Origin of the sequence: Brevibacillus sp. NPDC003359, from assembly GCF_042878995.1 — a bacterium.
In the GTDB taxonomy this organism is placed as follows: domain Bacteria; phylum Bacillota; class Bacilli; order Brevibacillales; family Brevibacillaceae; genus Brevibacillus.
This window is the reverse complement of sequence record NZ_JBIAOR010000003.1, coordinates 312,034-336,788: the sequence shown is the minus strand read 5'-3', so window position 1 is coordinate 336,788 and position 24,755 is coordinate 312,034. Positions and strand designations below refer to the sequence as shown.

General features: G+C 46.6%; 27 protein-coding genes and 2 pseudogenes. 12 read left to right on the top strand and 17 right to left on the bottom strand.

All coding sequences use genetic code 11. From position 1 onward, the window contains the following. Positions 1-61: 61 nt before the first annotated feature. Positions 62-829, bottom strand: coding sequence for an arylamine N-acetyltransferase family protein (locus tag ACFYU8_RS13305; RefSeq protein WP_390299423.1), 768 nt, complete (start codon positions 827-829; stop codon positions 62-64). A 41-nt stretch (positions 830-870) separates the two neighbouring features. On the opposite strand from ACFYU8_RS13305, the gene ACFYU8_RS13300 reads away from it, so the two are divergent. Continuing rightward, positions 871-1,755 (top strand): LysR family transcriptional regulator, encoded by an 885-nt coding sequence (locus tag ACFYU8_RS13300; RefSeq protein WP_390299420.1) that lies wholly within the window; start codon positions 871-873, stop codon positions 1,753-1,755. Between the two features lie 34 nt (positions 1,756-1,789). On the opposite strand, the gene ACFYU8_RS13295 is transcribed toward ACFYU8_RS13300, so the two are convergent. The 6 genes from ACFYU8_RS13295 to ACFYU8_RS13270 all read right to left on the bottom strand — a co-directional run bounded on the left by ACFYU8_RS13295 (position 1,790) and on the right by ACFYU8_RS13270 (position 6,053). Further along, positions 1,790-2,557 (bottom strand): potassium channel family protein, encoded by a 768-nt coding sequence (locus ACFYU8_RS13295; protein WP_390299417.1) that lies wholly within the window; start codon positions 2,555-2,557, stop codon positions 1,790-1,792. A gap of 148 nt (positions 2,558-2,705) precedes the next feature. Further along, positions 2,706-3,143: a DUF350 domain-containing protein gene (locus ACFYU8_RS13290; protein WP_390299414.1), complete on the bottom strand. Its 438-nt coding sequence runs from the start codon at positions 3,141-3,143 to the stop codon at positions 2,706-2,708. Between the two features lie 21 nt (positions 3,144-3,164). Then, on the bottom strand, positions 3,165-4,412 hold the full coding sequence (locus tag ACFYU8_RS13285; RefSeq protein WP_390299834.1) for a glutathionylspermidine synthase family protein: 1,248 nt from the start codon (positions 4,410-4,412) through the stop codon (positions 3,165-3,167). A gap of 4 nt (positions 4,413-4,416) precedes the next feature. Further along, positions 4,417-4,674, bottom strand: coding sequence for a hypothetical protein (locus ACFYU8_RS13280; RefSeq protein WP_069847752.1), 258 nt, complete (start codon positions 4,672-4,674; stop codon positions 4,417-4,419). A gap of 11 nt (positions 4,675-4,685) precedes the next feature. After that, positions 4,686-5,132 carry a hypothetical protein gene (locus ACFYU8_RS13275; RefSeq protein ID WP_390299409.1) on the bottom strand — a complete coding sequence of 149 codons (447 nt, stop codon included), beginning with the start codon at positions 5,130-5,132 and terminating at the stop codon, positions 4,686-4,688. Positions 5,133-5,267: 135 nt separating this feature from the next. Beyond that, positions 5,268-6,053: an inositol monophosphatase family protein gene (locus ACFYU8_RS13270; RefSeq protein WP_390299406.1), complete on the bottom strand. Its 786-nt coding sequence runs from the start codon at positions 6,051-6,053 to the stop codon at positions 5,268-5,270. 279 nt (positions 6,054-6,332) lie between these two features. Here ACFYU8_RS13270 and ACFYU8_RS13265 point away from each other — a divergent pair, with 279 nt between their 5' ends. Next, on the top strand, positions 6,333-6,710 hold the full coding sequence (locus tag ACFYU8_RS13265; protein WP_390299403.1) for a hypothetical protein: 378 nt from the start codon (positions 6,333-6,335) through the stop codon (positions 6,708-6,710). Positions 6,711-6,754: 44 nt separating this feature from the next. On the opposite strand, the gene ACFYU8_RS13260 is transcribed toward ACFYU8_RS13265, so the two are convergent. Beyond that, on the bottom strand, positions 6,755-7,243 hold the full coding sequence (locus ACFYU8_RS13260) for a PaaI family thioesterase (RefSeq protein ID WP_390299400.1): 489 nt from the start codon (positions 7,241-7,243) through the stop codon (positions 6,755-6,757). Between the two features lie 221 nt (positions 7,244-7,464). Here ACFYU8_RS13260 and ilvD point away from each other — a divergent pair, with 221 nt between their 5' ends. The 3 genes from ilvD to ACFYU8_RS13245 all read left to right on the top strand — a co-directional run bounded on the left by ilvD (position 7,465) and on the right by ACFYU8_RS13245 (position 11,262). Next, on the top strand, positions 7,465-9,141 hold the full coding sequence (gene ilvD, locus ACFYU8_RS13255; RefSeq protein WP_390299397.1) for a dihydroxy-acid dehydratase: 1,677 nt from the start codon (positions 7,465-7,467) through the stop codon (positions 9,139-9,141). A 137-nt stretch (positions 9,142-9,278) separates the two neighbouring features. Further along, positions 9,279-9,881 carry an ArsR/SmtB family transcription factor gene (locus tag ACFYU8_RS13250; protein ID WP_390299394.1) on the top strand — a complete coding sequence of 201 codons (603 nt, stop codon included), beginning with the start codon at positions 9,279-9,281 and terminating at the stop codon, positions 9,879-9,881. A 124-nt stretch (positions 9,882-10,005) separates the two neighbouring features. Beyond that, positions 10,006-11,262 (top strand): MFS transporter, encoded by a 1,257-nt coding sequence (locus ACFYU8_RS13245; RefSeq protein ID WP_390299392.1) that lies wholly within the window; start codon positions 10,006-10,008, stop codon positions 11,260-11,262. A gap of 140 nt (positions 11,263-11,402) precedes the next feature. On the opposite strand, the gene ACFYU8_RS13240 is transcribed toward ACFYU8_RS13245, so the two are convergent. Continuing rightward, entirely contained in the window at positions 11,403-11,903 is a 501-nt protein-coding gene (locus ACFYU8_RS13240) for a C40 family peptidase (RefSeq protein WP_390299389.1), read from the bottom strand. Between the two features lie 447 nt (positions 11,904-12,350). Between ACFYU8_RS13240 and trmB the strand changes: the two genes are divergently transcribed. Further along, positions 12,351-12,995, top strand: coding sequence for a tRNA (guanosine(46)-N7)-methyltransferase TrmB (gene trmB / locus ACFYU8_RS13235; protein WP_390299387.1), 645 nt, complete (start codon positions 12,351-12,353; stop codon positions 12,993-12,995). Between the two features lie 330 nt (positions 12,996-13,325). Here trmB and ACFYU8_RS13230 read toward each other — a convergent pair whose 3' ends face one another. The 3 genes from ACFYU8_RS13230 to ACFYU8_RS13220 all read right to left on the bottom strand — a co-directional run bounded on the left by ACFYU8_RS13230 (position 13,326) and on the right by ACFYU8_RS13220 (position 17,045). Then, positions 13,326-14,024, bottom strand: a complete 699-nt coding sequence (locus ACFYU8_RS13230; RefSeq protein ID WP_390299384.1) for a DUF977 family protein — start codon at positions 14,022-14,024, stop codon at positions 13,326-13,328. Then, positions 14,002-15,633, bottom strand: coding sequence for an ATP-binding protein (locus tag ACFYU8_RS13225; RefSeq protein WP_483862286.1), 1,632 nt, complete (start codon positions 15,631-15,633; stop codon positions 14,002-14,004). The genes ACFYU8_RS13230 and ACFYU8_RS13225 overlap by 23 nt, the downstream gene beginning before the upstream one ends. A gap of 101 nt (positions 15,634-15,734) precedes the next feature. After that, the gene (locus ACFYU8_RS13220; protein WP_390299378.1) at positions 15,735-17,045 is read right to left on the bottom strand and encodes a CitMHS family transporter; all 1,311 of its coding nucleotides are present in this window, start codon (positions 17,043-17,045) and stop codon (positions 15,735-15,737) included. 472 nt (positions 17,046-17,517) lie between these two features. Between ACFYU8_RS13220 and ACFYU8_RS13215 the strand changes: the two genes are divergently transcribed. Both ACFYU8_RS13215 and ACFYU8_RS13210 read left to right on the top strand, forming a co-directional pair. Then, a complete protein-coding gene (locus tag ACFYU8_RS13215; RefSeq protein WP_390299375.1) occupies positions 17,518-17,808 on the top strand; it encodes a hypothetical protein in 291 nt (96 codons plus the stop codon). A 322-nt stretch (positions 17,809-18,130) separates the two neighbouring features. Continuing rightward, positions 18,131-18,568, top strand: a complete 438-nt coding sequence (locus tag ACFYU8_RS13210) for an N-acetyltransferase (RefSeq protein ID WP_390299372.1) — start codon at positions 18,131-18,133, stop codon at positions 18,566-18,568. 342 nt (positions 18,569-18,910) lie between these two features. On the opposite strand, the gene ACFYU8_RS13205 is transcribed toward ACFYU8_RS13210, so the two are convergent. Beyond that, positions 18,911-19,891: an NADP-dependent oxidoreductase gene (locus ACFYU8_RS13205; protein ID WP_390299831.1), complete on the bottom strand. Its 981-nt coding sequence runs from the start codon at positions 19,889-19,891 to the stop codon at positions 18,911-18,913. A gap of 173 nt (positions 19,892-20,064) precedes the next feature. Between ACFYU8_RS13205 and ACFYU8_RS13200 the strand changes: the two genes are divergently transcribed. Continuing rightward, positions 20,065-20,622 (top strand): TetR/AcrR family transcriptional regulator, encoded by a 558-nt coding sequence (locus ACFYU8_RS13200; protein WP_390299369.1) that lies wholly within the window; start codon positions 20,065-20,067, stop codon positions 20,620-20,622. A 112-nt stretch (positions 20,623-20,734) separates the two neighbouring features. Here the strand turns inward: ACFYU8_RS13200 and ACFYU8_RS13195 are convergent, their stop codons facing one another. Next, positions 20,735-21,667 (bottom strand): aldo/keto reductase, encoded by a 933-nt coding sequence (locus ACFYU8_RS13195; RefSeq protein ID WP_390299366.1) that lies wholly within the window; start codon positions 21,665-21,667, stop codon positions 20,735-20,737. Between the two features lie 195 nt (positions 21,668-21,862). Here ACFYU8_RS13195 and ACFYU8_RS13190 point away from each other — a divergent pair. The 3 genes and pseudogenes from ACFYU8_RS13190 to ACFYU8_RS13180 all read left to right on the top strand — a co-directional run. Continuing rightward, positions 21,863-22,093: pseudogene (locus ACFYU8_RS13190) on the top strand (DUF4303 domain-containing protein); the annotation flags it as partial. Positions 22,094-22,143: 50 nt separating this feature from the next. Beyond that, a complete protein-coding gene (locus ACFYU8_RS13185; RefSeq protein WP_390299363.1) occupies positions 22,144-22,341 on the top strand; it encodes a DUF4303 domain-containing protein in 198 nt (65 codons plus the stop codon). A 49-nt stretch (positions 22,342-22,390) separates the two neighbouring features. After that, complete coding sequence (locus tag ACFYU8_RS13180; protein WP_390299360.1) at positions 22,391-22,708, top strand: VOC family protein; 318 nt, start codon at positions 22,391-22,393, stop codon at positions 22,706-22,708. 56 nt (positions 22,709-22,764) lie between these two features. Here ACFYU8_RS13180 and ACFYU8_RS13175 read toward each other — a convergent pair. From ACFYU8_RS13175 to ACFYU8_RS13165, 3 genes and pseudogenes are all read right to left on the bottom strand, one after another. Next, positions 22,765-22,881: pseudogene (locus ACFYU8_RS13175) on the bottom strand (DUF1541 domain-containing protein); the annotation flags it as partial. 54 nt (positions 22,882-22,935) lie between these two features. Next, the gene (locus ACFYU8_RS13170) at positions 22,936-23,802 is read right to left on the bottom strand and encodes an ABC transporter permease subunit (protein WP_390299357.1); all 867 of its coding nucleotides are present in this window, start codon (positions 23,800-23,802) and stop codon (positions 22,936-22,938) included. Further along, a complete protein-coding gene (locus ACFYU8_RS13165) occupies positions 23,774-24,736 on the bottom strand; it encodes an ABC transporter ATP-binding protein (RefSeq protein WP_390299354.1) in 963 nt (320 codons plus the stop codon). Before ACFYU8_RS13165 ends, ACFYU8_RS13170 begins: the two co-directional genes overlap by 29 nt. Between the last annotated feature and the right edge of the window lie 19 nt (positions 24,737-24,755).

Below are 24,755 nucleotides of genomic sequence, written 5' to 3'. Positions count from 1 at the left end.
CAGCTACCCCAATATACGCGGATGGCTGTTGTATCATTTTTCCAAGCGGTTGTTCCTCTCATCAAATGGAAAAGTCAAAGTAGCGCCGAACTGTTTCCTCAATCTCATGATCTTTCAGTTTTTCTTTTGTTTTCTCTTTTCCGTTGACGATGATCAACGTGTTTCCCAACAGGGTGATACGCCCTGTTTCCGTCACTCTCGAAAGGAAATACACCTTATTGAACATGGATTCAGGGGATGTTTCCGTTAGCACACAAATTGGATAGATATTTTCTAAATTCCAGTGCTTGAAAGGTGTCTCAAATCGATATAGCGTTTCCCAATCCTCCTCTGTCTTTTTTTGCAAATAGTAAAGCGATTCGGATTCATCCTTATATACACGGTAAATTCCATCACTATCCATCACTTCTTCCCCGCTCAGCGGAACAGGTAGCCGTGGTGAATTACCGCCAAAGCCTACATCCACCAAGTATTCCTTGTTATCAAACGGTACGATATTGAACATATGGGCGTTTTCAAGAGCCCAGACTCCATCTCCTACGTAGACGGTTCCTACCATCAGATACGGTTCAAAGCCCAGTTCTTTTAACAGAAAATAAAAGATCCCGTTTAGCTCGTAACACACGCCCCCCTGCTCTGCATGGACAATTTTTTGATAAAGATCCTCTTCACGCAAAGACAGAGGCTTTTTGGCAAGAATGTCGAGATTCTCAAAGTGAACGTTGAGAACATGTTGTTTTTGGAGATGGGACAAATAAGCGAGATTCAGCTCATTTTGGCTCTTAGCCTGAATACGTTCGAAATATTTTTGGGTATATTTTTGTATCATAGTAATAATCCCTGATATATCAATAGAAGGTGGAACGACATATGGAATTGCTCCAACTTAAGTATTTTCAAGCAGTCGCTCGTACACAACATATGACAAAGGCGGCCCAAGAACTTCGTATCGCTCAACCAGCCTTAAGTGTTACCATCGCTCGCTTGGAAGAAGAATTAGGAGTCCCTTTATTTGATCGGATTGGGCGACAAATCCGCCTGAATGTTTTTGGACAAGCTTTTCTCAAGAAGGTGGATATAGCTCTTGGGGCGCTGGAAGAAGGGAAGCGCGAAATTGCAGACCTGGCTGGATTGGAACGTGGAAGTGTTTTGTTAGCTACGACAACCTTGAATCGAGTATCTGAATTACTGGCACCTTTTCTATCCTTATATCCTCACATCAGCTTTCGGATAACCCAAGCAACTACAGACGAATTGAAGGTTCAACTGCTCGAAAAAGGTGAAATCGACTTTTGCCTCGCTACTTCCTCGATTGATCGGCCGGGAATCTGTAATCTGCCCTTATTGACGGAAGAGATCGTACTGGCAGTGCCAAGTGCGCATCGTCTCGCAGGCCGCCATCGAATCCACCTCAGCGAAGTAGCAAATGATCCGTTCATCAGTCTAAAACCGGGGTATAGCTTCCGTGAGATCACCGATGTTTTCTGTCGAGAGGCTGGTTTTCTACCCAATATCGTATGTGAAGGGGACGAACCTGCAGCCATCAGCGGCTTGGTACGCGCTGGCCTTGGTGTTGCATTTTTACCATTCGCCGCCAAAAAGGAGTTGCCACCGCTTACGCTCCTTCATATTGAGGAGCCTGTTTGCCAATGGACTCCTCATTTGGTGTGGCATGAAAAGCACTACTTGTCACTTGCTGCACAGACCTTTCGTGAATTTGTTGTACAGCATTACGCTCTCGAGAAAATCACATAAAAAAGCTGCCAGGCCTAATGCCTGACAGCTCCTCTTATTCCTCACTCTTTTTCCTCGTTCGACGATACAGCAAATCCATACTTTCTTTGAGCGTTTCATACTCACGCTCGGTCAGGTTTTCGATCTGTTGTATATTTGCGATCGTCTGCTTTTTGATCTCTTCAGTCAAACGATCTGTCTCATCCTGGCTTTTGCTTTCATGTGTCTCTGTCCAATGTGTAGCAAAATTCGCCGTCAACGCTCCAAGCATTCCGATCCCCGTTATCATCAAGATCGTTGCCATGATCCTTCCACCTGCCGTCACAGGCGAAATATCACCGTAGCCGACTGTTGTGGTTGTCACAATCGACCACCATAGTGCATCGGGAAAGCTTTTGATGTTCTCGTTTACACCGTATTCGAGCAAATAAATAGCAGTCGAGCTCCACAGCATGATGATCAAGACGACGCCAAATACTTGACGCATCGGGCCTGAACGAATGATTCCCAACAAAAACGGCGAAGCACGCACAATGCGCACCAGCCGAAGTATGCGCATGAATCTGGCTAAATACAAATACGAGTCCAATGGAATCATCGCGATCAGATCGAACCAGTTGGCATAAACGAATTTCCGCTTGTCTTTCGCCCTCCATAACCGGAACAAATACTCGACAATCAGCATGATGATCAGCCCAGTGTCGACCTTGTCCATCAGTTCATCTGTCAAGAGAGGATGGTTAGAGAAGTCCGCGAACAACAGGATCGCATACGTAATCACAAGCATAATGATAAAAATCTCATACATGACGCGCCAGAACAAAAAGACTCCTCCCTGTGCTCATAAGTGCATGTCCACAACATGTTCTGTTCAGCATCGAAAAAGAGGCGAAGAACCTGAAGCGGGAGGAGCCAAATGTAGAGATCCTACATGAGCACCGGACTTCGAAGGTGAACGCCTCTTTCCATGCTTAGTAGCTGATCAGCGCAGCCATTAACAAGCCCGCTGCAATACTCAACCGCGAAGCGAAAATACCGACGGATACGTTCCCGTTCGGAATTTCAGACACGACTTTGAATGGTGTGACCCATTCGAACAAATAAAAAATGATGACTTGGAATACCATTCCTACAATACCCCAGATGACCAAATCCCACAAGTTAACAGAGTGGTATACGGCCGAAGCGAGGACGATTGCCAAACCGATGATTTTTCCTCCCAAATCGTGCGCGGCTGCTTTTGCCGCTGCCACTTTCTTCGGATCGTCAGTCTGTGCTCCCTGCTTGATCAGATCAAACTCCTTGTAAGGAGTCGTAATCGTAAAAACAAAAATCCCCACAGCCAATATCGGAATGGTCACTGCCAAATACGCCAAAAAATTTAATACGTAATCCAATTGTCCCAACATGTAAGTTGTCCTCTCCTTTCGCTATCTGTCTATGCCGACTGGCAAATAATAGGATAGGTTGTTTGTAATCGGTCCTCCGACACGTGCTACAATGGCCGATGCCTCTGTGCCGATCCAAAAGGACCCCCAAAGTAGCCGTCCAGTATAAGCTCCCTTCATCGTCTGAACCGTTATCTCTGGCAGCTCTACCCGTTTCTGATAAATCATCGGCTGCTCCCAGTAAAACTCTTCCTGATCCTGCTCTTGCAACGTACCATCTGATGTAAACAGCATGACACCGCCACCTTCCCGCCCAAATATCGGCTTCGTGACGTAGTCCTCCCTGCCTGCAAACCGATTTTCAAAATAAGTAGGCAGCATATAAGCTTTAATAATCGCGTGTTCCTCTTCCGTGAAAAACTCATTCCCCTCATGCAGGTTCCAGATGAGCGCCTGCAAGGCCTTTGTCTGAATGAGAAACGCAGAAGGAGGATTAATAATGGCCAGTTTTTTACGGGCAATCAGCGAAAGCACATGCTCACCAGTCGGGTAGCCATCTTCATCCTTTTCTTCCGCCAATTTTTCCAAAGCATGCAGGCGGTACAGCACATCGACTGGCAGTAACTCTTCCTGCTCTTTTACATAGAGGCGATCTTGCCAAACACGCAAATGCTCCAAAGCGGCAAACCGGGCAGACAGACCCGATTGGTTCAGTAAGTACAATGTCGTTCCCTTGTCTTCCTCATGCCAGTCGAGCGAGCTAAACCAGACAGAATCCGTATTATAGCCCTGCGCCCGATATGCGTCGATCACCTTACTGAACGCCGAACGCAACTGCCGCTCCATCCCTTCATTCGGGTCCTCGCGCAGGAAATGGTGACAAGCACGACCGTTCACATAAAACGCCTCGACGATTCCTGTAGGGGTATCGCTATTGCACTCAAGCATCTTCAATCCTTCTGTCGTCTGGGCAAAATCAAAGCGTCCAATCACAGTCGGCACTGTTTGGGAAACGACGTTCCTGACTGCCTGCAAAGCCTGCTTTGGCACTCCTAATTCCACTAACAGGGAGTCCTCTGCACGCTGCAATACCGGAACGACCTTGGTAAATATCTGCCCAAGTCGCTCAGTCGCCATCGCGATTTCCACTCGAAATGAGGGAGAGATCAGGTGGATATCATGAAGCGCATATTCCTCGCCATACATCCAATCCCAGGTAAACACTCCTTCCTCCCGCATCGGGCCGTACAGTGCCTCTCGTTCTCGTCGGTTATGATCCTCCACTTCCATCACCTCACCCGGAGCTGGAATAGCCCGAGCTGCCGATACCACCCTTGGAGCTGCTCGTGCTTATCCCACTCGATACTCCGGATTTGCTCTTGTAAGACCTGTAAGTGGAGCTCGAACCCCCACTGCTGCTATCGTCACAATAGCCGTCATTGTCGTTATCGTAGCAATCGTCATCATAGTCGTCCCCGGATGAACAACCACTGATCGCAAGTGCAGCCGCGACGAACAGACCGACTACTTTCTTCGATTTCGTTTGTGCCATTTTTCTTCCTCCTACACTGGCTTCGCGTAGTAAACATAAACCTGCCGATCTTCATCCACTTCGGCCGATGTCTTCTCCCATTCACGTCCGTTCACATACAAATAGTCGCTTTGCAAATGCAAGAGAGCATCATCGTCGTCTTTGAAATAAAACGTGTGTACGAGCGGATAAACGCGTGCATCTTCTTGATATTCACGCATTTCGATCTGGATGCTGCCCCAGCGTGCAGACACAGCCTCCGCGTAATCGACAGCTTGCTCTTCTGTTGAGCGCTTGACGTAAATCACATACGTGCCATTCTCGATTGCACAGGACGTCTTTTCATAAACGACATGCCCCTTCACCAAATAATCGCAGGCGAAACGCAAGGAGACCTCATCTTTGTTTACATTGTCGTAGTAAAACAGAACAGGGTATCCCCTCGCCTCATCCAGCAACCGATATTCCAACCTTGCCATTTTTCTCACCTCTTTTACCTATCACAGAATAGCAAATCATGCGCAACAATTTTATACGTCCGCCGAAACATTTGGTTGCCAATAAATGAAAAGAAATCCAGCAGAGCCATAAACCGCTACATAAGTCCTACTTTTCTATTTGCGTTCCTGTTGAATCATACCGCGAATCGTTTCATGCAAATGTCCGTTGCTCGCTACTAAGGAAGGTGTGTGATCTTGTTGGAATGGCTCATGCTGATACGGTTTTCCAGACCAGTCCGAAATCGTTGCACCCGCCTCCTGGGCGATGACAATTCCAGCTGCCACATCCATAATATTGGAGCGTTGCATCACGATATAATCGAGCCATCCGTTAGCCAGTAAGCACCAGTCCAGTGCAGGCGCAATATTTCGCATGAGACGCTTGGTCTGGAAGACAAACGGTTCCGTAAAAGCCATCTCCTCTTCCTTCGTTACCGTGTCGCGTCCACGAATGTATGTACCTACTGCACGTGTGAGGTCTTGGCGGTTATTGGCACTCATGCGTTTTCCGTTCAGGTAGGCTCCTTTTCCTTTTTCCGCCCAAAACATTTGACCTGCTACCGGATTGTAGACGACACCAAGCACCAGCTCACCCTTGTGCTGCAACGCAATCGAGATCGAGAAATACGGATAGCCGATAAAATAGTTATTCGTTCCATCTAATGGATCGATAATCCACAAATACTCTTCCTCGCGAGAAACCATTCCGACCTCTTCAGAAAAAATCGTATGTGTCGGGAAGTGGCGATGCAGTACCTCAATGATGCGCTTTTCACTGCCTTTATCCTCTGGTAGCTTCACGTCGTTATGCAATTCCTCATCGGGCACGAGCTGTTCGAGAAAGCGTTCCTTCAGAAACGCACCAGCGACACTTGCTGCTTCTTTTGCAATTTCTATCATGATCTTTCGCTCCTTTTTACGTTTGGAACAACCTTTCAATGAATGTTCAAAAAGTCGGCTTTTCAGCACCGAGAAGATGGCGTGAATCGAACGAAGGAGGAGCGGAATGTAGGCAGTCTACATGAGCACCGGACTTCAGAGATGAACGCCATATTCGATGTCGAATTCGCTTTCTGGACTACTTCGTGATCAAAAGACGACTTTTGGAACAACCTTTCACTTGCACTAATACAGGTAACATTACTATCATAGAAAGACACCCGAAGGAGGGGGATAACTATGAATACCGACTTCATTCGGCTGAAAAATATGGAGGGTGAGCTCAAATTCACCCAAATGAACAATAGCTACGGCTTCTCTGTTACGACAAAGGAGCTTGTGTTTTTCAAGCCTCACATGACCTATCATTTGTTTTTGCAGGACATCATCACCATGGTCCCATTGAAGCTGGACGCTGCACCTGTCACGTTCCGTCATCAAAGTGAGATGGTTCACGCCTCGTTTGGTTCTGATTACTACAAGCTGACAGCCAAGTGGGCGAGAATTGTTTCGCGATCCGGCATCGTCGAAAAAGAAGACATGGAGTTCATCGTGCCGCTTTCCGCGAAAATGCTCAATTATATTTCGGAATACAGCGGCCTTGTTGTCATTAAATAACACTCGTCAAACCTACGTTCTCACCTGCTGGTGTGGAGCGTTTTTTATTTTGGCACATTCCTCGACAAGACGATGAACGTTCCTGTACCGTGGGCGATCCGCCTATCCCGATCATCGTAGACACTGCCCTCCATGACCACTAGCGTTTGGCCGCGATGCAAAAAGCTCGCTTCTGCGCGCAGCCGCTCCCCTTTTCCCGGAAGCAAATAATTGAGCTTCAGCTCTGTCGTCACTGCATACTGATTTGGTGGCAAGGACCGATTGATCAAGGAGCCCATCGCTGAATCGATCAAGGTAGCAAGAATTCCTCCATGAACAACTCGACCTGAATTGTGCATAAAAGGAGTCAGAGGCAATTCAAAGCGATACGACTGTCTCTCTTCGTCTATAAACTCTCCCTTTAATCCAAGAAACCCAGAGATAAACGCGCTATTCCGTTCCCGCTTCTGATGAATGGCAGCAACAGCCAGCTCGAGAATGCGACGCTCCTCTTCATTCCCGTCCGACCAGATGTTTTTCAATTCATCTAACATTTTGTTCACTCCAACCAAAATAGAATCGATTCTTCTATTTTATCCCAAACCCGTTGATTTCGCTATGATTCCTAAGCCTATGGGAATCGAGAGCTGCTGTCCGAACCAGTAGAGACTGAGCAAATGTTCAGACTTTTACGGTTGTTTCTGTTATTAAAAATTGATAAGATAGTTCAAAACATAAGACAGGCATTCTCCGTATTGGAAGGGAGTTTTTTAAAATGGCCAGACAACGAAGTGATATGATCAAAAAAGGATTCGACCGCGCACCACATCGCAGCTTGCTTCGTGCAGCAGGTGTAAAGGATGAGGATTTCGATAAACCGTTTATCGCCATTTGCAACTCGTACATCGACATTATTCCAGGTCACGTGCACTTGCAAGAGTTTGGAAAACTAGTCAAAGAAGCCGTTCGCGCTGCTGGCATGGTTCCATTCGAATTCAATACAATCGGTGTTGACGATGGGATCGCCATGGGACATATCGGGATGCGCTACTCCCTCCCGAGCCGCGAGATCATCGCAGACAGCTTGGAAACCGTTGTCGCTGCTCACTGGTTTGACGGCATGATCTGTATCCCGAACTGTGACAAGATCACGCCAGGGATGATCATGGGTGCACTTCGTGTCAACATCCCAACCGTATTTGTAACCGGTGGCCCTATGAAAGCAGGAAAAACGAGTGATGGACGTTCCATCTCCCTTTCCTCTGTATTCGAGGGTGTCGGCGCTCACCAAGCAGGCTTGATCAACGATCAGCAACTCGAAGAGCTGGAGCAATATGGATGTCCGACTTGCGGTTCCTGTTCCGGTATGTTTACAGCGAACTCGATGAACTGTCTGCTCGAAGCCATCGGTTTGGCTCTGCCTGGCAATGGTACCGTACTCGCTGTCTCGCCTGAACGTCGCGAACTGGTACAATCATCTGCTGAAAAACTGAAAAATCTGATTGAACGTGACATTAAGCCACGCGACATCGTGACTCTAGAAGCAATCGACGATGCATTCGCTCTCGACATGGCAATGGGTGGGTCAACCAATACAGTTCTCCATACACTGGCCATCGCACAAGAAGCAGGCTTCGAATACCCGATCGAGCGCATCAACGAGGTAGCGAAGCGCATTCCGCATATTTGCAAGCTCGCGCCTTCCTCCGACTATCATATCGAGGATTGCCACGAGGCAGGCGGCGTATCTGCCGTACTGAAAGAAATCTCGAAAAAAGCGGGCGCGATTCACCCTGACCGCATCACTGTAACAGGTCAAACTCTCGGTGAGAACTTCGCCAACGCTGAAATCAAAAATGATCAAGTCATTCGTCACCTGGACAACCCGTACAGCGCTTCCGGCGGTCTCGCTGTTCTATTCGGAAACTTGGCGGAGCAAGGCTCGATCATCAAAACAGGCGGTGTCGATCCTTCTATTAAAAAGCATGAAGGTCCAGCGATCTGCTTCGACTCTCAGGAGGAGGCACTCGCAGGAATCGCCGCTGGCAAGATCAAATCCGGTCATGTTGTCGTTATTCGCTACGAAGGTCCAAAAGGTGGTCCAGGCATGCCAGAAATGCTGGCTCCAACCTCGCAAATCGTCGGTATGGGACTCGGGAAAGAAGTCGCTCTGGTTACAGACGGTCGCTTCTCCGGTGCTTCTCGCGGGATCAGTATCGGTCACGTGTCTCCTGAAGCCGCTGAAGGCGGTCCAATCGCCTTCGTTCAAGACGGAGATATCATCTCGATTGACCTCGAAGAACGCACGATCGAGCTACATGTGGATGAGGCAGAGCTGGCTAGCCGTCGCGAAGGCTGGAAAGAATTCGAGCCAAAAGTAAAAACAGGCTATTTGGCCCGCTACTCGAAAATGGTAACGAATGCGAGCATGGGTGGTATTTTGAAAATCTAGTGTTTCAAGTAAAGGCAAACCCCTTCCTTTGTGAATCACCATCACTTAGGAAGGGGTTTTTGTATTGACTTTTCCAGCTCCTCCCATCTACAATCAAGTTAACAAATCTTAACTGGTTAAAAGGATTGTGATAGATAGTGGAGCAAAAGTCGATTTTTATAATCGAAAACTACGATCAGCTAAAAGTGATCAGTGATCCTTTACGCACGAAAATGCTGATGCATCTGGTGGAAAAGCCACACACAGGACAACAGCTCTCACAACTTTTCGGACTGTCCCGCGCGAAGATTCTCTATCACCTTCGTGAGCTGGAGAAGCATGGCATTATCCAGTTGGTTAAAAAAGAAGAAAAGGGCGGGAACATTCTCAAATACTATCAGGCGGTGGCCAGAGGCTTTATACCTGCTGATCATCTACTCACGTATACGGAGTCTAAGGAGGCTACCAGACAATCCTACGTCGAAGTCTTGCAACGGGCGAAAACAAGAGCGCTCAGTGCTCCTGAAAAAGCCTTTGCCCTGACGTCATCCGAAGTCGAGAAATGGCCGCGCATCTCCTTGCAATCTGAACTCAGAGTCAGCGAGCAAGCGTTTGTGTCCTTTTTGCAAAAATACCGGGACCTGCTCCACGAATTGCAGCAGAACTCTCTAGATGACCCATCTACGAAGCAGGATTACTACTTGATGATTACGGGATTTCAAATCGATGAACCGTTATTCAAAAAGGATGGACAGAAGTAACGAAGCAAAATGTAATACGCTACGTCCAATACATGTGTAGAAAAAACCTATTCGGCTAGGTTTTTTCTTTCGAACAATCAGTTAATATTTTTTAACCGGTTAATATTAAGGAGCGTGATTTTTCATGGAAGCAGTCCCCAAGCAATCTAGCCTCCCTTCAGCGGATACATCCCGCTTGTTTACAAAACCTTTTACCCTTCTTTGGATGTCCGTACTTTGTTCCGGACTCAGTTTCTCACTCTTTCTGTTCTCGCAAACCTGGTACATCATTCAGGTATTATCTCTGGAGGCTTCATTAGGTATCGTATTTATGGCTGCAACAATTCCCAGAATCGTCTTCATGCTGATAGGCGGAACGATCGCTGATCGGATGAGCAAAAAGAGAATCCTGTCAATCACCAGCATGCTGAAAGCAATTTTGATGCTGCTGCTTGGAGGAATTATCTGGTGGGGGTATTCCTCGTTTGCGCTGTTTGTTTGGTTCGCTTTCTTATTCGGTATCATCGATGCCTTTTATTGGCCAGCTCAAAATTCGTTCATACCGTCAATCGTACCCTCTTCTTCCCTTTTGCGTGCAAATTCTGTGCTGCAAACGACAAACCAAACCTCGCAGCTGCTCGGTCCTGTTCTTGCCGGTTTTGTGATTGAGTGGGGAAGTTACCCCCTTTTATACGGATTAGTTGGATTGCTTCTCCTGATAGGAAGTGCATCTGCATGGTGTATGCCGAAAGAGGAACCAGCCGTACTATCAAAACCACAGCAAAGGCTCACGGAATCTATTAAGGAAAGCTTCTGTTATGTCAAACAATCGGATTTCCTGCCCTTGCTCTTGACCGCCATCATCTGCCTGAACGTATTTTTAATGGGCCCCTTATACATCGGCTTACCGATTTTTGTAGATCAAGTGTTATCTGGTTCTACCCTGCAGTACAGCTTTTTAGAAGGGGCACTCGCTTTGGGCATGCTTGCCGGGGCAATCGTGCTCGCACTCACAACACTGGGCCAAAACAGGTTACAGATCGCCTTTCTTTTCATGATGATGCAAGCGCTTGTCTTTTTTGCTTTTAGTCTTACTCAACAGTTCTGGTTAAGCTTGATGATTCTTTTTACGCTTGGAGTAACGTTTTCTCTCATTAATATACCGATTCTCTCCTTTGTTCAGGAAAAGGTGCCAAAAGCCTCGTTGGGGAAAATCATGAGTTTGGTCTCGCTCTCCTCTTTGGGCTTGCAGCCAATATCACAGGCGTTGACGAGCCTTTTGATCGCATGTGGACTTACGGCTAAGGAAGTTATGCTTCTTGCCTCCATCCCCCTCTTTATTGCTTCTTGTTTCTTTTATTGGCGGCAAAAGTACGCTCGACCCGCAGAGAGATCCGATTGAGTTTTGCGCGAAAAGCAAAAAGGGACGATCTGTCATGGATCATCCCTCTTCCCTATTGTATTTACAAAACTTGCATATTCGCTCATCGCAACTTCACAGAGTATGAGACGTATTAGTAAGTAGAGAGCCAGAAGAATAGATTACAAGACTCGTCGTGCCGAAACGAAGCGCTTCTCCCAGGACGTGCCTTTAAAGGTCGAATACGTCACTCCTGGTTTTCCATATGTATGTAAGAGTTGGTTGTTGCCTGCATAGATCGCCACATGCGTAATCCGTTTGGACGTCGTCGTCGTATTCGCCTTGAAGAACACCAAGTCTCCTTTTTTCAGGTTCGCCTTGGATACACTCGTTCCTACCTTAGCTTGATCTCGAGAAGTGCGTGGCAAGCTCTTGCCTACTGCGACTTTAAATACGCGCTGTGTAAAGGAAGAGCAATCAAAAACGGCTGTGGTATTTTTGCTTGCACCGAATTTATACGGAGTACCCAGATACTTTCTCCCCGTGGCAATGACCTTGTCCGCCCTGGATTGCGACCATGCAGCCTCGGCTACATTTTTCTCTCCTGGCAATGGAGCGACAATCGATGTAACTCCCAATGCTACTCCCATTACGATTCCTATGAGGGCTTTATGTAATTTCATGCTGTTCATCCTCCCTTTTCTTTTGAAAAAGATCCCTGTCCAACAAGGGACCATTTTATGCAAAGTTTGGCTGACCTCTCACTTGTTCTCTACTTTACCAAAACTCACCCACTATGAAATTACCAAAAAGTTACCAAAAACTTTTTTTCAACTGGATAACATTACCGCTTGACGCCTTCGCGCCTGATTTAATAGGCGTCCCTCAAATTTTCAGTTTATTTCCTTACCAGAATGTCCCTCTCAAATTGGAAAAATGTATCCAGCTCCGAATTGCGAAAATCCCCATACCATGCGACTTTTGTCCTACTTCAATTTACAAAAAACCCCTTTCCCTTCATTTATCACGTGATGAACGTATAAATCTCGCTTCTCTTTCTTCTCTCTCTACTTGCAACTAGCAGGGAGTCATCGTAAAGTAGATAGGAGTTCGTTTTGAAGGAGGCACATATGCGACTGCGTAACATTCCAGGTGCCGAAGCGGCCCTGAGAGAATATCCGACGTTCGTAGACAATCCCCTTTCCTATAAAGGTAATTGGAAGGAACGCTTCGGGAATAACAATCCGATTCATGTGGAGATCGGCTGTGGAAAAGGACGCTTCATTAATACATTGGCCGAGCGTCACCCTGACATCAATTTCATTGCGGTAGAACTGAAGGCGGAGGTCGTTCTGCGCGCTGTCCAGCGTACGGAGTACAAGACTATTCCGAATCTGGCTTTTGTCCAGTTTGACGCTTCCAAATTGACCGATTTGTTTGCTGATCATGAAATTTCTCGCATCTATCTGAATTTCAGTGATCCGTGGCCAAAAACTCGTCACGCGAAACGCCGCCTTACTTATGCACGCTTCCTGAACACCTATCGTCAGGTACTTGTCGCAGACGGTGAGATTCATATGAAGACAGACAACGAGAAGCTGTTCGAGTTTTCCCTCAACCAATTCGCGGGCGAGCGCTTCCAGATGCGCAATATCACCTTTGACCTGCACCAGTCCAAACTGGCGGCAGATAATGTGATGACGGAGTACGAGGAGCGCTTTTCTTCTCGCGGCCAGCGCATTTATCGGGTGGAAGCGAGCTGTGTGATTAAGTAGACCTTTGAGTCAACATGGTGGAGAAGAAAAAGCACAGTTCTCTTCGACTCTGACACGCCAGCATGGTGGATTGACTGGCCGTCTCCACTCCAAAAAGGGGACCGTCGAGCCAAAGCCACCCTACGGGCGGATGTTTCTCAGAGAAGAAGTGTTCGACAAGCGTGGTCCCCTTTTTGAAGTTCCGACTGGGTAGGCGTTGTCAAGGTCTACGAGATCTGTGCTTTTTCTTCTCGCCAGCTTTGTTGGTTCATCGGTACTTTCTAAACTAAAAAACCCTCCGCACTCTCAAGTAGGCTTTAAACCTTACTTGTGGGCACGGAGGGTTTTTTATTATTCTTTTTGCCGCCTGACGCTCTTGTATACGCGCTCTGGACGTCCAACGACACCGTACGAAAGGTCTGCGATGGCGTCTCCCTTGGCTACCAAGTACTCTAGATATCGCCTTGCAGTCGAACGGCTAATGCCTGTTTCTTTGCTGACCAAATCTGTCGTAGCCTCCTGCGTTTGCATGAGAAAGCCAGAAATCTTGTCCAGCGTAATTTGATCAATTCCTTTGACTGCCCTTGGCTCGGTTGTCTTCTTTTGGCCTGTCCGGGCAATGAGCTCATCGATTTGGGCTTGACTGATCTGATCGGTGTCTTTTTTCCAATCACTCACCTTTTGCCTGAACTCCTGATAGTTCCGTAACGTTTGTTGCAGGCGTGCAAAGATAAGTGGCTTGGTAATAAAATCGAATACGCCATAGCGGATTGCCTCTACAACTGCGTCCACTTCTTTGGCAGCTGTCAGCATGATGACATCAGTTGTAGGGAACTGCTCCTTTATGATCGACAAAAAATCGAGGCCGTCCATATCAGGAAAATAAATGTCGAGCAACACGAGATCGGGCTGCAAAATCTCCATTTGATCCTTGGCCTCTTGCCCATTCGTGGCAATGCCAATCACCTCGTATCCCTCCACTTTTTCCACGAAGCGTCGGTTTACCTCTGCGATTCTCAGGTCGTCTTCAATAACGAGTACCCGTATCACCGATAACGGCCTCCTTCCGTTCTGCCGTGCGTGCATCCTTTGGGATCGTCACGGTAAAAATTGTTCCACCCGCTGGATTTCCTGTATGCGTAATGTTTCCGTGTACGTGTAAGACAGCTTGTTTGACTAAATGTAAGCCGTAGCCATGATTGGGTTGTTGTTTGGTAGAGAAGCCCAGATCAAAGATTCGTTCGGCATTTTCTTCCGAGATACCGGGTCCACAGTCCTCTACCTCGATAAGTAAGACCTCTTCCATATTGAGTAGGAAAATCGTGATTTCTGATGCGGATGCCCCCGGCGCTTTTACCGCATCCATCGCATTATCTATCAAATTGCCCAGAATGACAATCAGCTGCGAGCGATCGATTGAGGCCGGGATATCGCGGAAGTTGCTATCTGGATCAATTTTCAGCTCGACTTTGCGTTCGCTGGCCTGATTCAGCTTCCCGAGCAACAATCCACCTATCAAAGGGTCAGGGACTTCCTGCATAATGAATTTCGTATGGTGAACATGGACATTCAACTCAGAAGAGATCGTTTCAATCGCTTCCTGATACGATTCGAGCTGGATGAGTCCAGATATGAGATGCAGCTTGTTGGAGTACTCGTGCGTCTGGGAACGAAGGACTTCCGCGTACTCCTTCACCCGTGACAGCTCCTGTGTGACCTCGAACAGCTCGGACCGATTGCGAAAGCTCGCTACCGCCCCCATAACATGGCGCTCCTTATCCATAATCGGGACGCGGTTTACGACTAATACGTGCTCGTCCACATTCGTTTCGCGGTCAAATTCGGCTTTCCCAGTCTCAATCACCTCATGAAGGCCCAGCGAACGAACCAGCTCGTCCTGTTTGTCCATGATCCTGTCTTTATCCTTCGCTTGCCCCAGCATATGGAGAGCGGTCTGGTTCGCGAGCGTGATCGCCCCTTCCTTATTGACCGCCACAATGCCTTCGCGAATCGATTCCAGCACGGCTTGATTCTCCTGATACAATCGTCCGATCTGTTCAGGCTCCAAACCAAATATCGCTCTCTTTACATTCTGTGAAAGAATGAGCGTAGCCACTACACCCAAGAGCAAGGTGACGATGCCGATGATGAAGATTCGATTGCGATACGATTCGATCGTTTCATTGATATCCTCAAACAAAAAGCCGACAGAAACGACCCCCATCACCTTTCCTTCCTCATCATAAATTGGTGTCTTTCCTCTGAGTCCGGGGCCGAGCGAACCAACTGTCTCAGAGATGATGGATTGCCCTTGAAATACTGCCTCATTATCGCCTCCCACCATCTTTTTCCCAATCTGCTCTGGATCAGGATGTGAATAGCGGATGCTTTGCAAATTTCCTACTGTTATAAATGCCGCATTCGTGTCCACGCGTATTTTTTCCACGATTGGATTGATAATCTCGGCAGGGTCTTCTGCGTCAAACGCCTGTTTGATCTCGGACATCTGCGCGACAGTCTTAGCGGTATGCAATGCGCGTGTCCCGATCTCATGCTCCAATACACCCGCCAACATCTGTTCAAACATCGTACCAAGTATGGCAGTCACACCAAAAAGGAGCGAGCAAATAATCAACATCAGCTTGCTGTGAAAACGCACATCGTTCCCTCCTCTTCTTCTCATTGTATCTCATTTCGCTCTATGACGAAAAAGAGGCCGCGAGCGGGCCTCTTTTTTTATTTCTTCCTTCATATAGTTGACTAGAATGAGATGACTCCGGTAAGAAGAGCAAGAGCAATCATCACGATCGATGTTCCAAACGCCCATTTCAGGATGAACTTTTGGGTTTCTGCATAATCGACCCCAACCATTCCGATCAACAGGTACTGTGCTGCAAACAGCGGGCTGAGTACATGCAGCGGTTGACCCAGGATGGAAGCGCGACCAATTTCCGCAGGATCGATTCCGTAAGCTGCTGCTGCATTTGCCAGGATTGGAACGATCCCGAAGTAATACGCATCGTTAGACATGAAATACGTGAACGGCATGCTTGTCAGCGCTACGAGTAGAGGCATATGGGAACCAAGTGAATCCGGAATCCAGGATACGAGTGTGCTCGCCATCGCATCGATCATTTTCGTTTCAGTCAGGATGCCTGTAAAGATTCCCGCAGCGAAAACCATGGATACCGTAGCCAATGCATTAGCCGCGTGGGCTGCAATCCGCTCTTTCTGATCTTGCATTTTCGGGTAGTTAATAAACAGGGCAATGGCAAAAGCGAGCATGAACATCGTCGGCAAAGGCAAGAAGCTCATAATCAGACCGACCATCAGGGCTGCTGTCAGCAACAGATTGAACCAGATCAGGCGCGGGCGTTTCATTGCAGCAGTCTCATCTGTCGCCGCTACTTCTTGTCCTGCAAGCGATTGCAAATCTTCATCTGCTATCTCAATAATCCCCAGACGCTTACGCTCTTGTTTGCCCAGAATACAGGCTACGATCATCACCCACGCAATTCCGCCAATCATCGCAGGAATAACAGGGACGAAAATTTCGGTAACATCCATATGCAGTACACTCATGACGCGTGCTGTCGGTCCACCCCAAGGCGTCATGTTCATAACACCGAGTGCGAGCATCGGCACGACTGCCAATATCATCGGTCTAATTCCCAGCTTGCGATACAAAGGCAGCATCGCGGTAACGGTAATCATATACGTCGTGGTTCCATCTCCATCCAGTGCGACCAAGGTAGCGAGAATCGCTGTACCTACAATCACCTTCAGTGGGTCACCCTTCACAATTTTCACGATTTTCTTAATTAATGGATCAAACAGACCCGCGTCCATCATGACTCCAAAGTATAGAATGGCGAACAATAGCATAATTCCCGTAGGCGCAATTTTCTTGATACCTGAAAGCATCATATCGCCAATTTCTGTAGAACCAAATCCGCTAATCAACGCAAAAACAACAGGAACAACAATCAAAGCAACCAATGCCGAAAGCCGTCTCGACATAATCAAGTACATAAAAACAGCTACCATGAGAAATCCAAGTAATGCCAGCATACGCTAGTTCCCCCTCGCAAGAATACGCTTACAATGATGTTGTAGCAACCATAACGAATGCGCTTTCATATTGTGCTGTCATTATAACAATGTTCTTAAAAATCCGAATAGAATATGCGCATAAACTGTTTTAACCGCATTTCCTCTATTAACACCATAAAAATCACGACATGCGAATATGGTGATCGGCGCATGAAAATAGGAAACTGCCCCTGCACTGGGGGCTTATTCATTTCCCGTGACAGATTCAACAAAACTACCGGGATCGTTAGTTCAATAATACAGCGGGAGTCTAGAACTTTATGGACAGAAATAATAATAGAGAAACCTTACGTCCGTCAAAATAAACGAGCTTGGCGCGATAGTCATCTATGATTCGATGCTCCATTTTTTCCTGTAGGTGGTCGGTCATTTCCTGGCATATCCGGTTGTATTCCCAATCCGATATCTGATAAGCAGGAGGAGCATCTTTATGCAGCAGCATGGCGTCATCATTGTTGCATGTTCACACTCAGGAATCTGCAATACCATTGAATATGCCAAAAAAGTTTGTGGAGACGATAGGATTCTCGATATAATCGGAGGATTTCATCTGCTAAACCCTGGAGAATATCAGATGAATAAAACCGTGGAATATTTTCAGACTGTCAAACCGAAATATTTACATGCTTGTCATTGTACAGATTTGAAATCGAAAATTGCATTATCAGATGTGGCGAATGTATTGGAGGTTGGAGTGGGTTTAACTCTTGAATTTAGATGAGACTCATTAAGCTAACGGGCAGATTAGTAGGATGGAAGACGTTTTGATAATCACCTCCTTTTTTAGATTTCAACAACAGATCAAATATGAGCTGTCAGAAAAAGAGGTTCGCCGAAGTCTATAATATGAAAACTATTATTTTTAGAAAGAGGGAAAAATACATGTTATCTTACATCGGAAATGGTGCGTACTGCTACGCAAACTCTCATCCATGCTTTTGGAGACGATTGGAAAATCCGGGCATGTTGCTGTAATGGAAATTCCTGATGGAGATGTTTTCGTATGGATTGGAAAGTAAACTGTTTGGGGAAGTGGTTAAAAATTGAACTTAAGATTTGCCGTGGTTGAGGATATTAAACAACTTGAGTCATTTTTTTCAAAACATATCACTCGCGAGAATAAGGCAGTGTACAATGAGGAGTTTCTTTGCCCATTAGGACTTCGAGCGGCCGTAAAAAGACGATCTGTTGTTGTTATGAATATAGAAGACATCATTATCGCAGCAGCAAGAATCTACCTAAAGAAAAACGGCACAATCTCTCTTTATCAGTTTGCCGTAGAGAAACAGTATCGTCATAAGAATCTCATGAGATATCTACTATCACAAATTGGTTTCCCGATATTCTCCGCATGCCCGTCAAATCTTGAGTTCAATAATTATTATATGGACTCGAAATGGTCGTTTGTTGAGACGAAAAAGGGAATGAATATTTGGAAGCTTGAACCAGACTTACTTTCTGAGTCGACCTTTCCAAATTGATCGTTGAAGTAACGGGTTTCACTAGTTCAACAAATTCAAAATACGGATTAATCCCTCCCCAACATAGTGAAGCTAGTAGAAATTAGCCTAACGTCGACGGGAGTTGTATAGGCGGTACTTTTAGGGTAAAGTCTTCTGCTGAACTAAAGGGCAGATTAACGCAACATTTCAATAGCTGTAATCGTAATATTATCTGCTCAAGAAGACGGAAACAAGCAATGGCAGTGAGGGGGAACCCAGCACCGCCATTGCTTTATTTTTGCAAAATGATTTGATCAGGCAAGCTATCCGTCAAGTGCGCAAACTTACTTTTGAGACATCCCATTTCACTGAGCAAGATGTTTACCCCATGCTTTTCGATATGACGATTTTCCCCCGTTTCGGCAGCTCTTCGCTTTTGCGGTACGCCTGAAGCAGGCCCTGAGCAGTAAAGGGATAGGTCTCATTGATGTGGATACTCAACTTGTTCTTTTGCATATGGCGAGCAATAGAATCAAAATCGGCACGGTTGGGTCTTGCATGGAAGAAATGCGCGTCAATGCCCCGGACCTTTGGATATTGATTGATCGTAAATGCCACCACTGAAATATAGGAGCCGCCATCCTTGATGACCGAGTAGTTTTTCTCTCCCCGATCTCCTGGTAGCCCGGTACCGATTGTGGATGGGTCCATAGCGGAATCAACCACGATATCGATAGGATCGGTTATTTTGGCGGCAAAGTCGACTTTCGTGTAGTCGAACACCTCGTCCGCACCGAGTCCTTTGACGAAATCATGATTATAGTCCCTCGCGGTTGCGATAACATATGCTCCATGTTGCTTGGCCAACTGGACCGCCGCATGTCCCACACCTCCGGCACCGGCATGAACAAGGATGCGTTGTCTCGGTTGGAGACGGCCATGCTCAAACAGCGCTTGCCAAGCTGTCAGGGCAACCGCAGGCGCGGCGCCTGCCTCTTCGAAGGAAAGACTCTCCGGGATAACAGCAAGATGATCTTCCTCCACCGCAACGTAGTCCATGTAGGAACCCATCGGAACCAAGCCCATGACACGATCCCCCGACTTGAAATGACGCACTTTTTCGCCAACCTCTTTTACGATGCCGGCTACATCAAAACCAAGAACGATCGGCAGTCGAGCCTGAAATTTATCAGCCATCGGACTCTGAAGAATCGCGCCGCTGCGCATTAGAATATCCGCAGGATTAATGGAAGAGGCGCGCATTTCGACTAGAACTTGTGTATCGGTGAGTGTGGGAACTGGCACTTCCAGTTCCTCTAGTACTTCGGGGATTCCAAAGCTTGTCAAAGCAATAGCTTTCATGATTATGCCTCCTCTTAAATTGAACATAAGTTGAATTTTCAACATGTGTTTTATATAGTAAAAACGTATCAGAGCGATAGATGATGTCCAATGGTTAAAACAAGCCCGGTTGTTGATTTTTCAACAGAGGGCTTCAATATGTTCATTTTATATAGGATAAAGGGGAGAACGATATGGACAGACGTATTCAAAAATCGAGGCAAGCGATTATGAATGCTTTTATGAGGCTGATGTCAGAAAAGGACTTCGAGAGCATGACGGTCAATCAAATTGCGGAGGAAGCGAATGTCAATCGAGGAACGGTGTATTTGCATTTCGCTGATAAGTACGATCTACTCGATCAATGTATGGAAGATCAAATTAACCAGTTACTGCGCAATTGTATGCCTGAAGAGGGCTTGGTTCATCTCACTTCCAAAACCGCGCTACAGCGCACGTTTGAATATTTGGAGCAGCATGCTTCTTTCTATTCCATAATGCTGAAGAGCAAGGGTAACGCGGTTTTCCGAAACCAAATGGAGACAATGTTCCGGCAAAGTCTGAGCGAGCATCTGGATTCGATCAATCTCGATCGGAAATTGAACAAGGATATTACGGTGCAATTTTTAATTTCAGCGGGAGTGGGTGTATTGGAATGGTGGATTACCCATTCGATGCCGTATCCGGCATCGGTCATGGTTGAACAATATTGGAATTTGCTGAACCGAATTCAATTGCAAATGTTCGAATAAATAGCGTATTAAAATTAGAAAAATAAATTAATAGACAGTGAAAATAAAGGCTTTAAACTGGCTAACCTCATAATACGAAAGGGCAGTAGTACGAAGGTTCGCCACCGAGAACCTATTTAAAAATACGATCAATTTCGTTGATTTCTTCTTCTGTCAGGTGGACGTCTAATGTTTTTAAATTATCCAGCACTTGCTCTGCTCTTTGTGCTCCGGGAATGACAACATCAATTGAATCATGTGTTAAATACCAAGCAAGGACTATATGAGCAACTTCGGTATTTTTTTTATTTGCAATTTTACGGAGCTGCTCTACCTTTTCTAGATTTTTTTTGAATTTATCGCCCTGGAAGTGAGGCATATCTTTGCGTAGATCATTGAATGCCATATCCTTATTGTATTTACCGGCAAGCAAGCCTGATGCTAGTGGAAAGTATGGAATAAACGAGATATTATTCTCTGTCGTATATGGAATGAATTCTTGTTCCGCTTCACGCTGCAGCAGATTGTAGTTTCCCTGTAATACATCGACATAACCATCCTTATTTGCTTCTTTCAATTGTTCCAGTGAGAAGTTAGAAACGCCAATTGCTCTAATTTTACCTTCGTCCTTTAGCTGTTTTAAGACTCCAACCGCCTCATCTTTTGGTGTATCCTCATCTGGTGCATGAATATAAAATAAATCTATGTAATCTGTTTGTAGCCTTTTCAAACTATCTTCAACGGCTTGTTTTAAATAAGCAGGCGAATTATCCATGGTAACATCATTGCCGACAAGTGTAAGGCCACCTTTTGTTGCAAGGACAAGTTCATGACGCTTTCCTGCTTCTTTTATCACTTCACCTATTAGCTCCTCTGAACGTCCTGTTCCATAAAAAAACGCTGTATCTAAAAAATTCACTCCATGGTTGATCGCAGCCCGCACCAAATCTTGTCCTACTTCTTCATTTAAATTGGGATAAATATTGTGGCCACCTACAGCGCTTGTTCCAAGTCCGATTGGATTGACAATTAAATCTGTTTTACCAATTCGTGTTTGTTTCGTCATTCTCTTCAACTCCCTCTCATTTTTAAGCTTAGCGTACGTTTTCGCGCGAGGTTTTTACCGGTATCTACATCATAATTCATTACGTTACGTAAGTTTCAAGTGCAAAATAATTTTTTTGAATATTTGCATAGAAATGGTGTTTTTCTTTAGGGACCTGGAGCCTAATAGCCCTTTGCCCTGGTGCATGGGAAAATTATGTTGCCTTTAGCAACACTAGTGTCCTTAAATGCCTTCGCCATGACGGTCTGCCCTGCTGTCAATACCGAAGCGCATCTTGATAGAATTGTCGAGAGCGATCCGGAACATGCGCTGTATTTCAAATACGAGCCTGCGGAATGGAGGTTCGAAGGTCAAGGGGCTGATGAGGCCTTCGGCGCGATTTGCGCGAAGTTGCGAAGTTTCATCCTGACTGAGGAGCCCTCGGCAAGACATGAAAGCGGCCGTTTCGTGGCGTTTCGGGAGGCGTTGTACGAAACGTGTGTATCGAGGTGCTGGAAGAACTGGTACGCTCGGGCATCTTTTCCAGTGCTGTTGGTCGCGACATCATCGTCTTGTTCGCAGTTTCCGACTATGAGTTCGAGACAGATTCGTATATGCCGATGATTCGAAGGCTGAATGCCGACGACACCATCCGAAAGGAATGCGCGGCTTATGTGAAAGAATGGAGCGATTAGCCCCGAAAGACCTGCCTCCATTTATTTAGTGAAAAAGAAAGCAATTCATATGGAAGTATTCGGATTTCAAGCCGTATATGAAGACGAGGTCTCGTCGGTGTTTAACTTCGGGAATATGAGCGTGAACCTTTTGGATATTTCCGAGTCACACGAATTGATGAAACCGGGAACAGTCGCAACACGTGAATCCGGATTCCGTTTCCTACTCACCATTTGGGTCGATGACGTGGATGAGGTCTGTGAAGAATTGAAAAAACGTGGGGTTGCTCTACTGAACGGTCCATTCGACCGGCCGTGGGGAGTGCGAACGGCTTCATTCATCGATCCGGCAGGACATGCCTGGGAGATCGCGAAACAATTGTCATAGGAACAGATTTAAAACATTGAACTAACGGGGAACGATAGTACAACAATTAAATGTCGTTATTTAGCGGATAGCTCGCTGCCTACAAACCATTTATAGTTTTTCACGACTTCTCCGCCCGTTGTCGGCGTGTAGTCCAGCATATAGACAGTGGTTTGCTCGGCTGGATCGATAGACCCAGCTTTCGAAAAGAAAAAGAACGGCATGATTCAGCCGTTCTCTTGTTTTTCTTATACATCTCGCTTTTGAAACACCCGAATGGACAGCCCCAGCGCCACGATGCCATAGAAAATGGTGTAGATGAGCATAGCAGTACTCGGAGGAGAAGTCGTACCGAAAATTCCTTGCGAAGCAAAGGACAGCGGATCGTCAGCAGAATCAAATAACGAAAGCGTCGCTTGCCTGAACAATGAATCGGCCGGAAAGAGCAGACTGGAAATAATCCCGATGTTGGTAAGCGAGCTATTGCTAAAGACCGCACCGAGCTGCTCAATAAAGCCGCCAACGAAGCTGATCCCGTACAGAATGATCAGGATAATACCACCCGTCACTGTGGTGGTCATACTGCTTAAGAACATCGCTACACAAACAAGGATGATCGGCATGCTTACGAAGAAGGCAGCTGCTTTCAGGATTTGACCAGCATCTACCTGAACAGCCAGCATACCCTCACCCACCCATTGGTTGATTCCCAATAGCCCGACGAACATCAGGAGTGCGTACAGCCCCAACATACTTGCCAACCCGAAAAATTTCCCCAGCACATATTTGTAGCGAGGAAGTGCTCGTGCCAGCCACGTATCGATTTGATGACTTTCGATTTCAGAGGCAATGCTTCCTACACTGCTCAAAATCGCCAAGAGTGCCGTAATTACGGAGCCAAAGTACAAGCCCATCCCCAAGAGCTGAGTGGAAAAGAAGTTTTTTTGCAGCAATGCTTCTGGACCTGCATTCCCGAACGATTCCTTCATTTCCTTAATCGCATAGCCTGTTGCCAGTCCAAACAGCAGCAGGAAGGCCAGCGACATGATCAGCGTAATCGTGAAAATACGCTTGGAGATCATTTCTCTATACGTGATTTTGATGATCGGCCACATGTCGTTCCCCCTCCTTTCGCTGCACCCAGTACAGGAATACGTCTTCCAGTGATTGCTGCTTGCGCACGACTTCATGTACCCCAGCCCCTGAAGCAATCACCTGTTGCAACAGAGCGGGTACCCGATTGTCCTGGTCCAGCGTCATTAACCATGTATCACGGTTTTCCTCTTGTCTTACGAGACGACTCTCTGTGACGAAGGAAGGAAGCTCGTTATGAAAGCCCGCGCTATCCTTGTCCACTGTCAATTCAATTTGTGGTTGGACGGTGCTCAGCTTGCGCCAATCGCCTTGTACGACCAGCTCACTACGGTGAATGATCCCGACGTAGTTGCACACGCTCTCCATTTCACTCAGTAGATGACTGTTGAGAAAAACCGTCTTTCCTTGGTCACGCAGCCGCGCGATCAGCTCACGTACTTCTTTTCGCCCGATTGGGTCCAGTGCGGAGGTCGGCTCATCGAGGAAGATCAGCTCCGGATCGGATAAGAGGGCGCAGGCAATCCCGATACGCTGCTGCATCCCTTTGGAATAGCCCCGGATGCGTTCACGCTCGCGTCCAGCCATTCCGACCAGCTCGACGACATTTTTTATCACTGACTTGCTCTCGCGATGTGTTAATCCGCACAACTCGGCATGATGCTCCAAGAGCTGCTGGCCCGTCAACCAATCCGGATAGCGGAACAGCTCTGGCAAATACCCAACCTTTTTTCGCGATTCTACACTGCCAATCGGCTGCCCAAGCATGACCGCTTTGCCATCCGTCGGGTGCAATAACCCGAGCATCGTCCTGACAAAGGTACTTTTACCCGCTCCATTTTGACCGAGGAAACCAAATACGGAGCCGCGCGGTACTTGTAGCGTAATATTTTTGCAGCCGGCTTTACCGTTATATTGCTTGGTCAACTCCCAGGTCTCTATCACATAATCTGACATCGCTTACCTCACTTTCTCC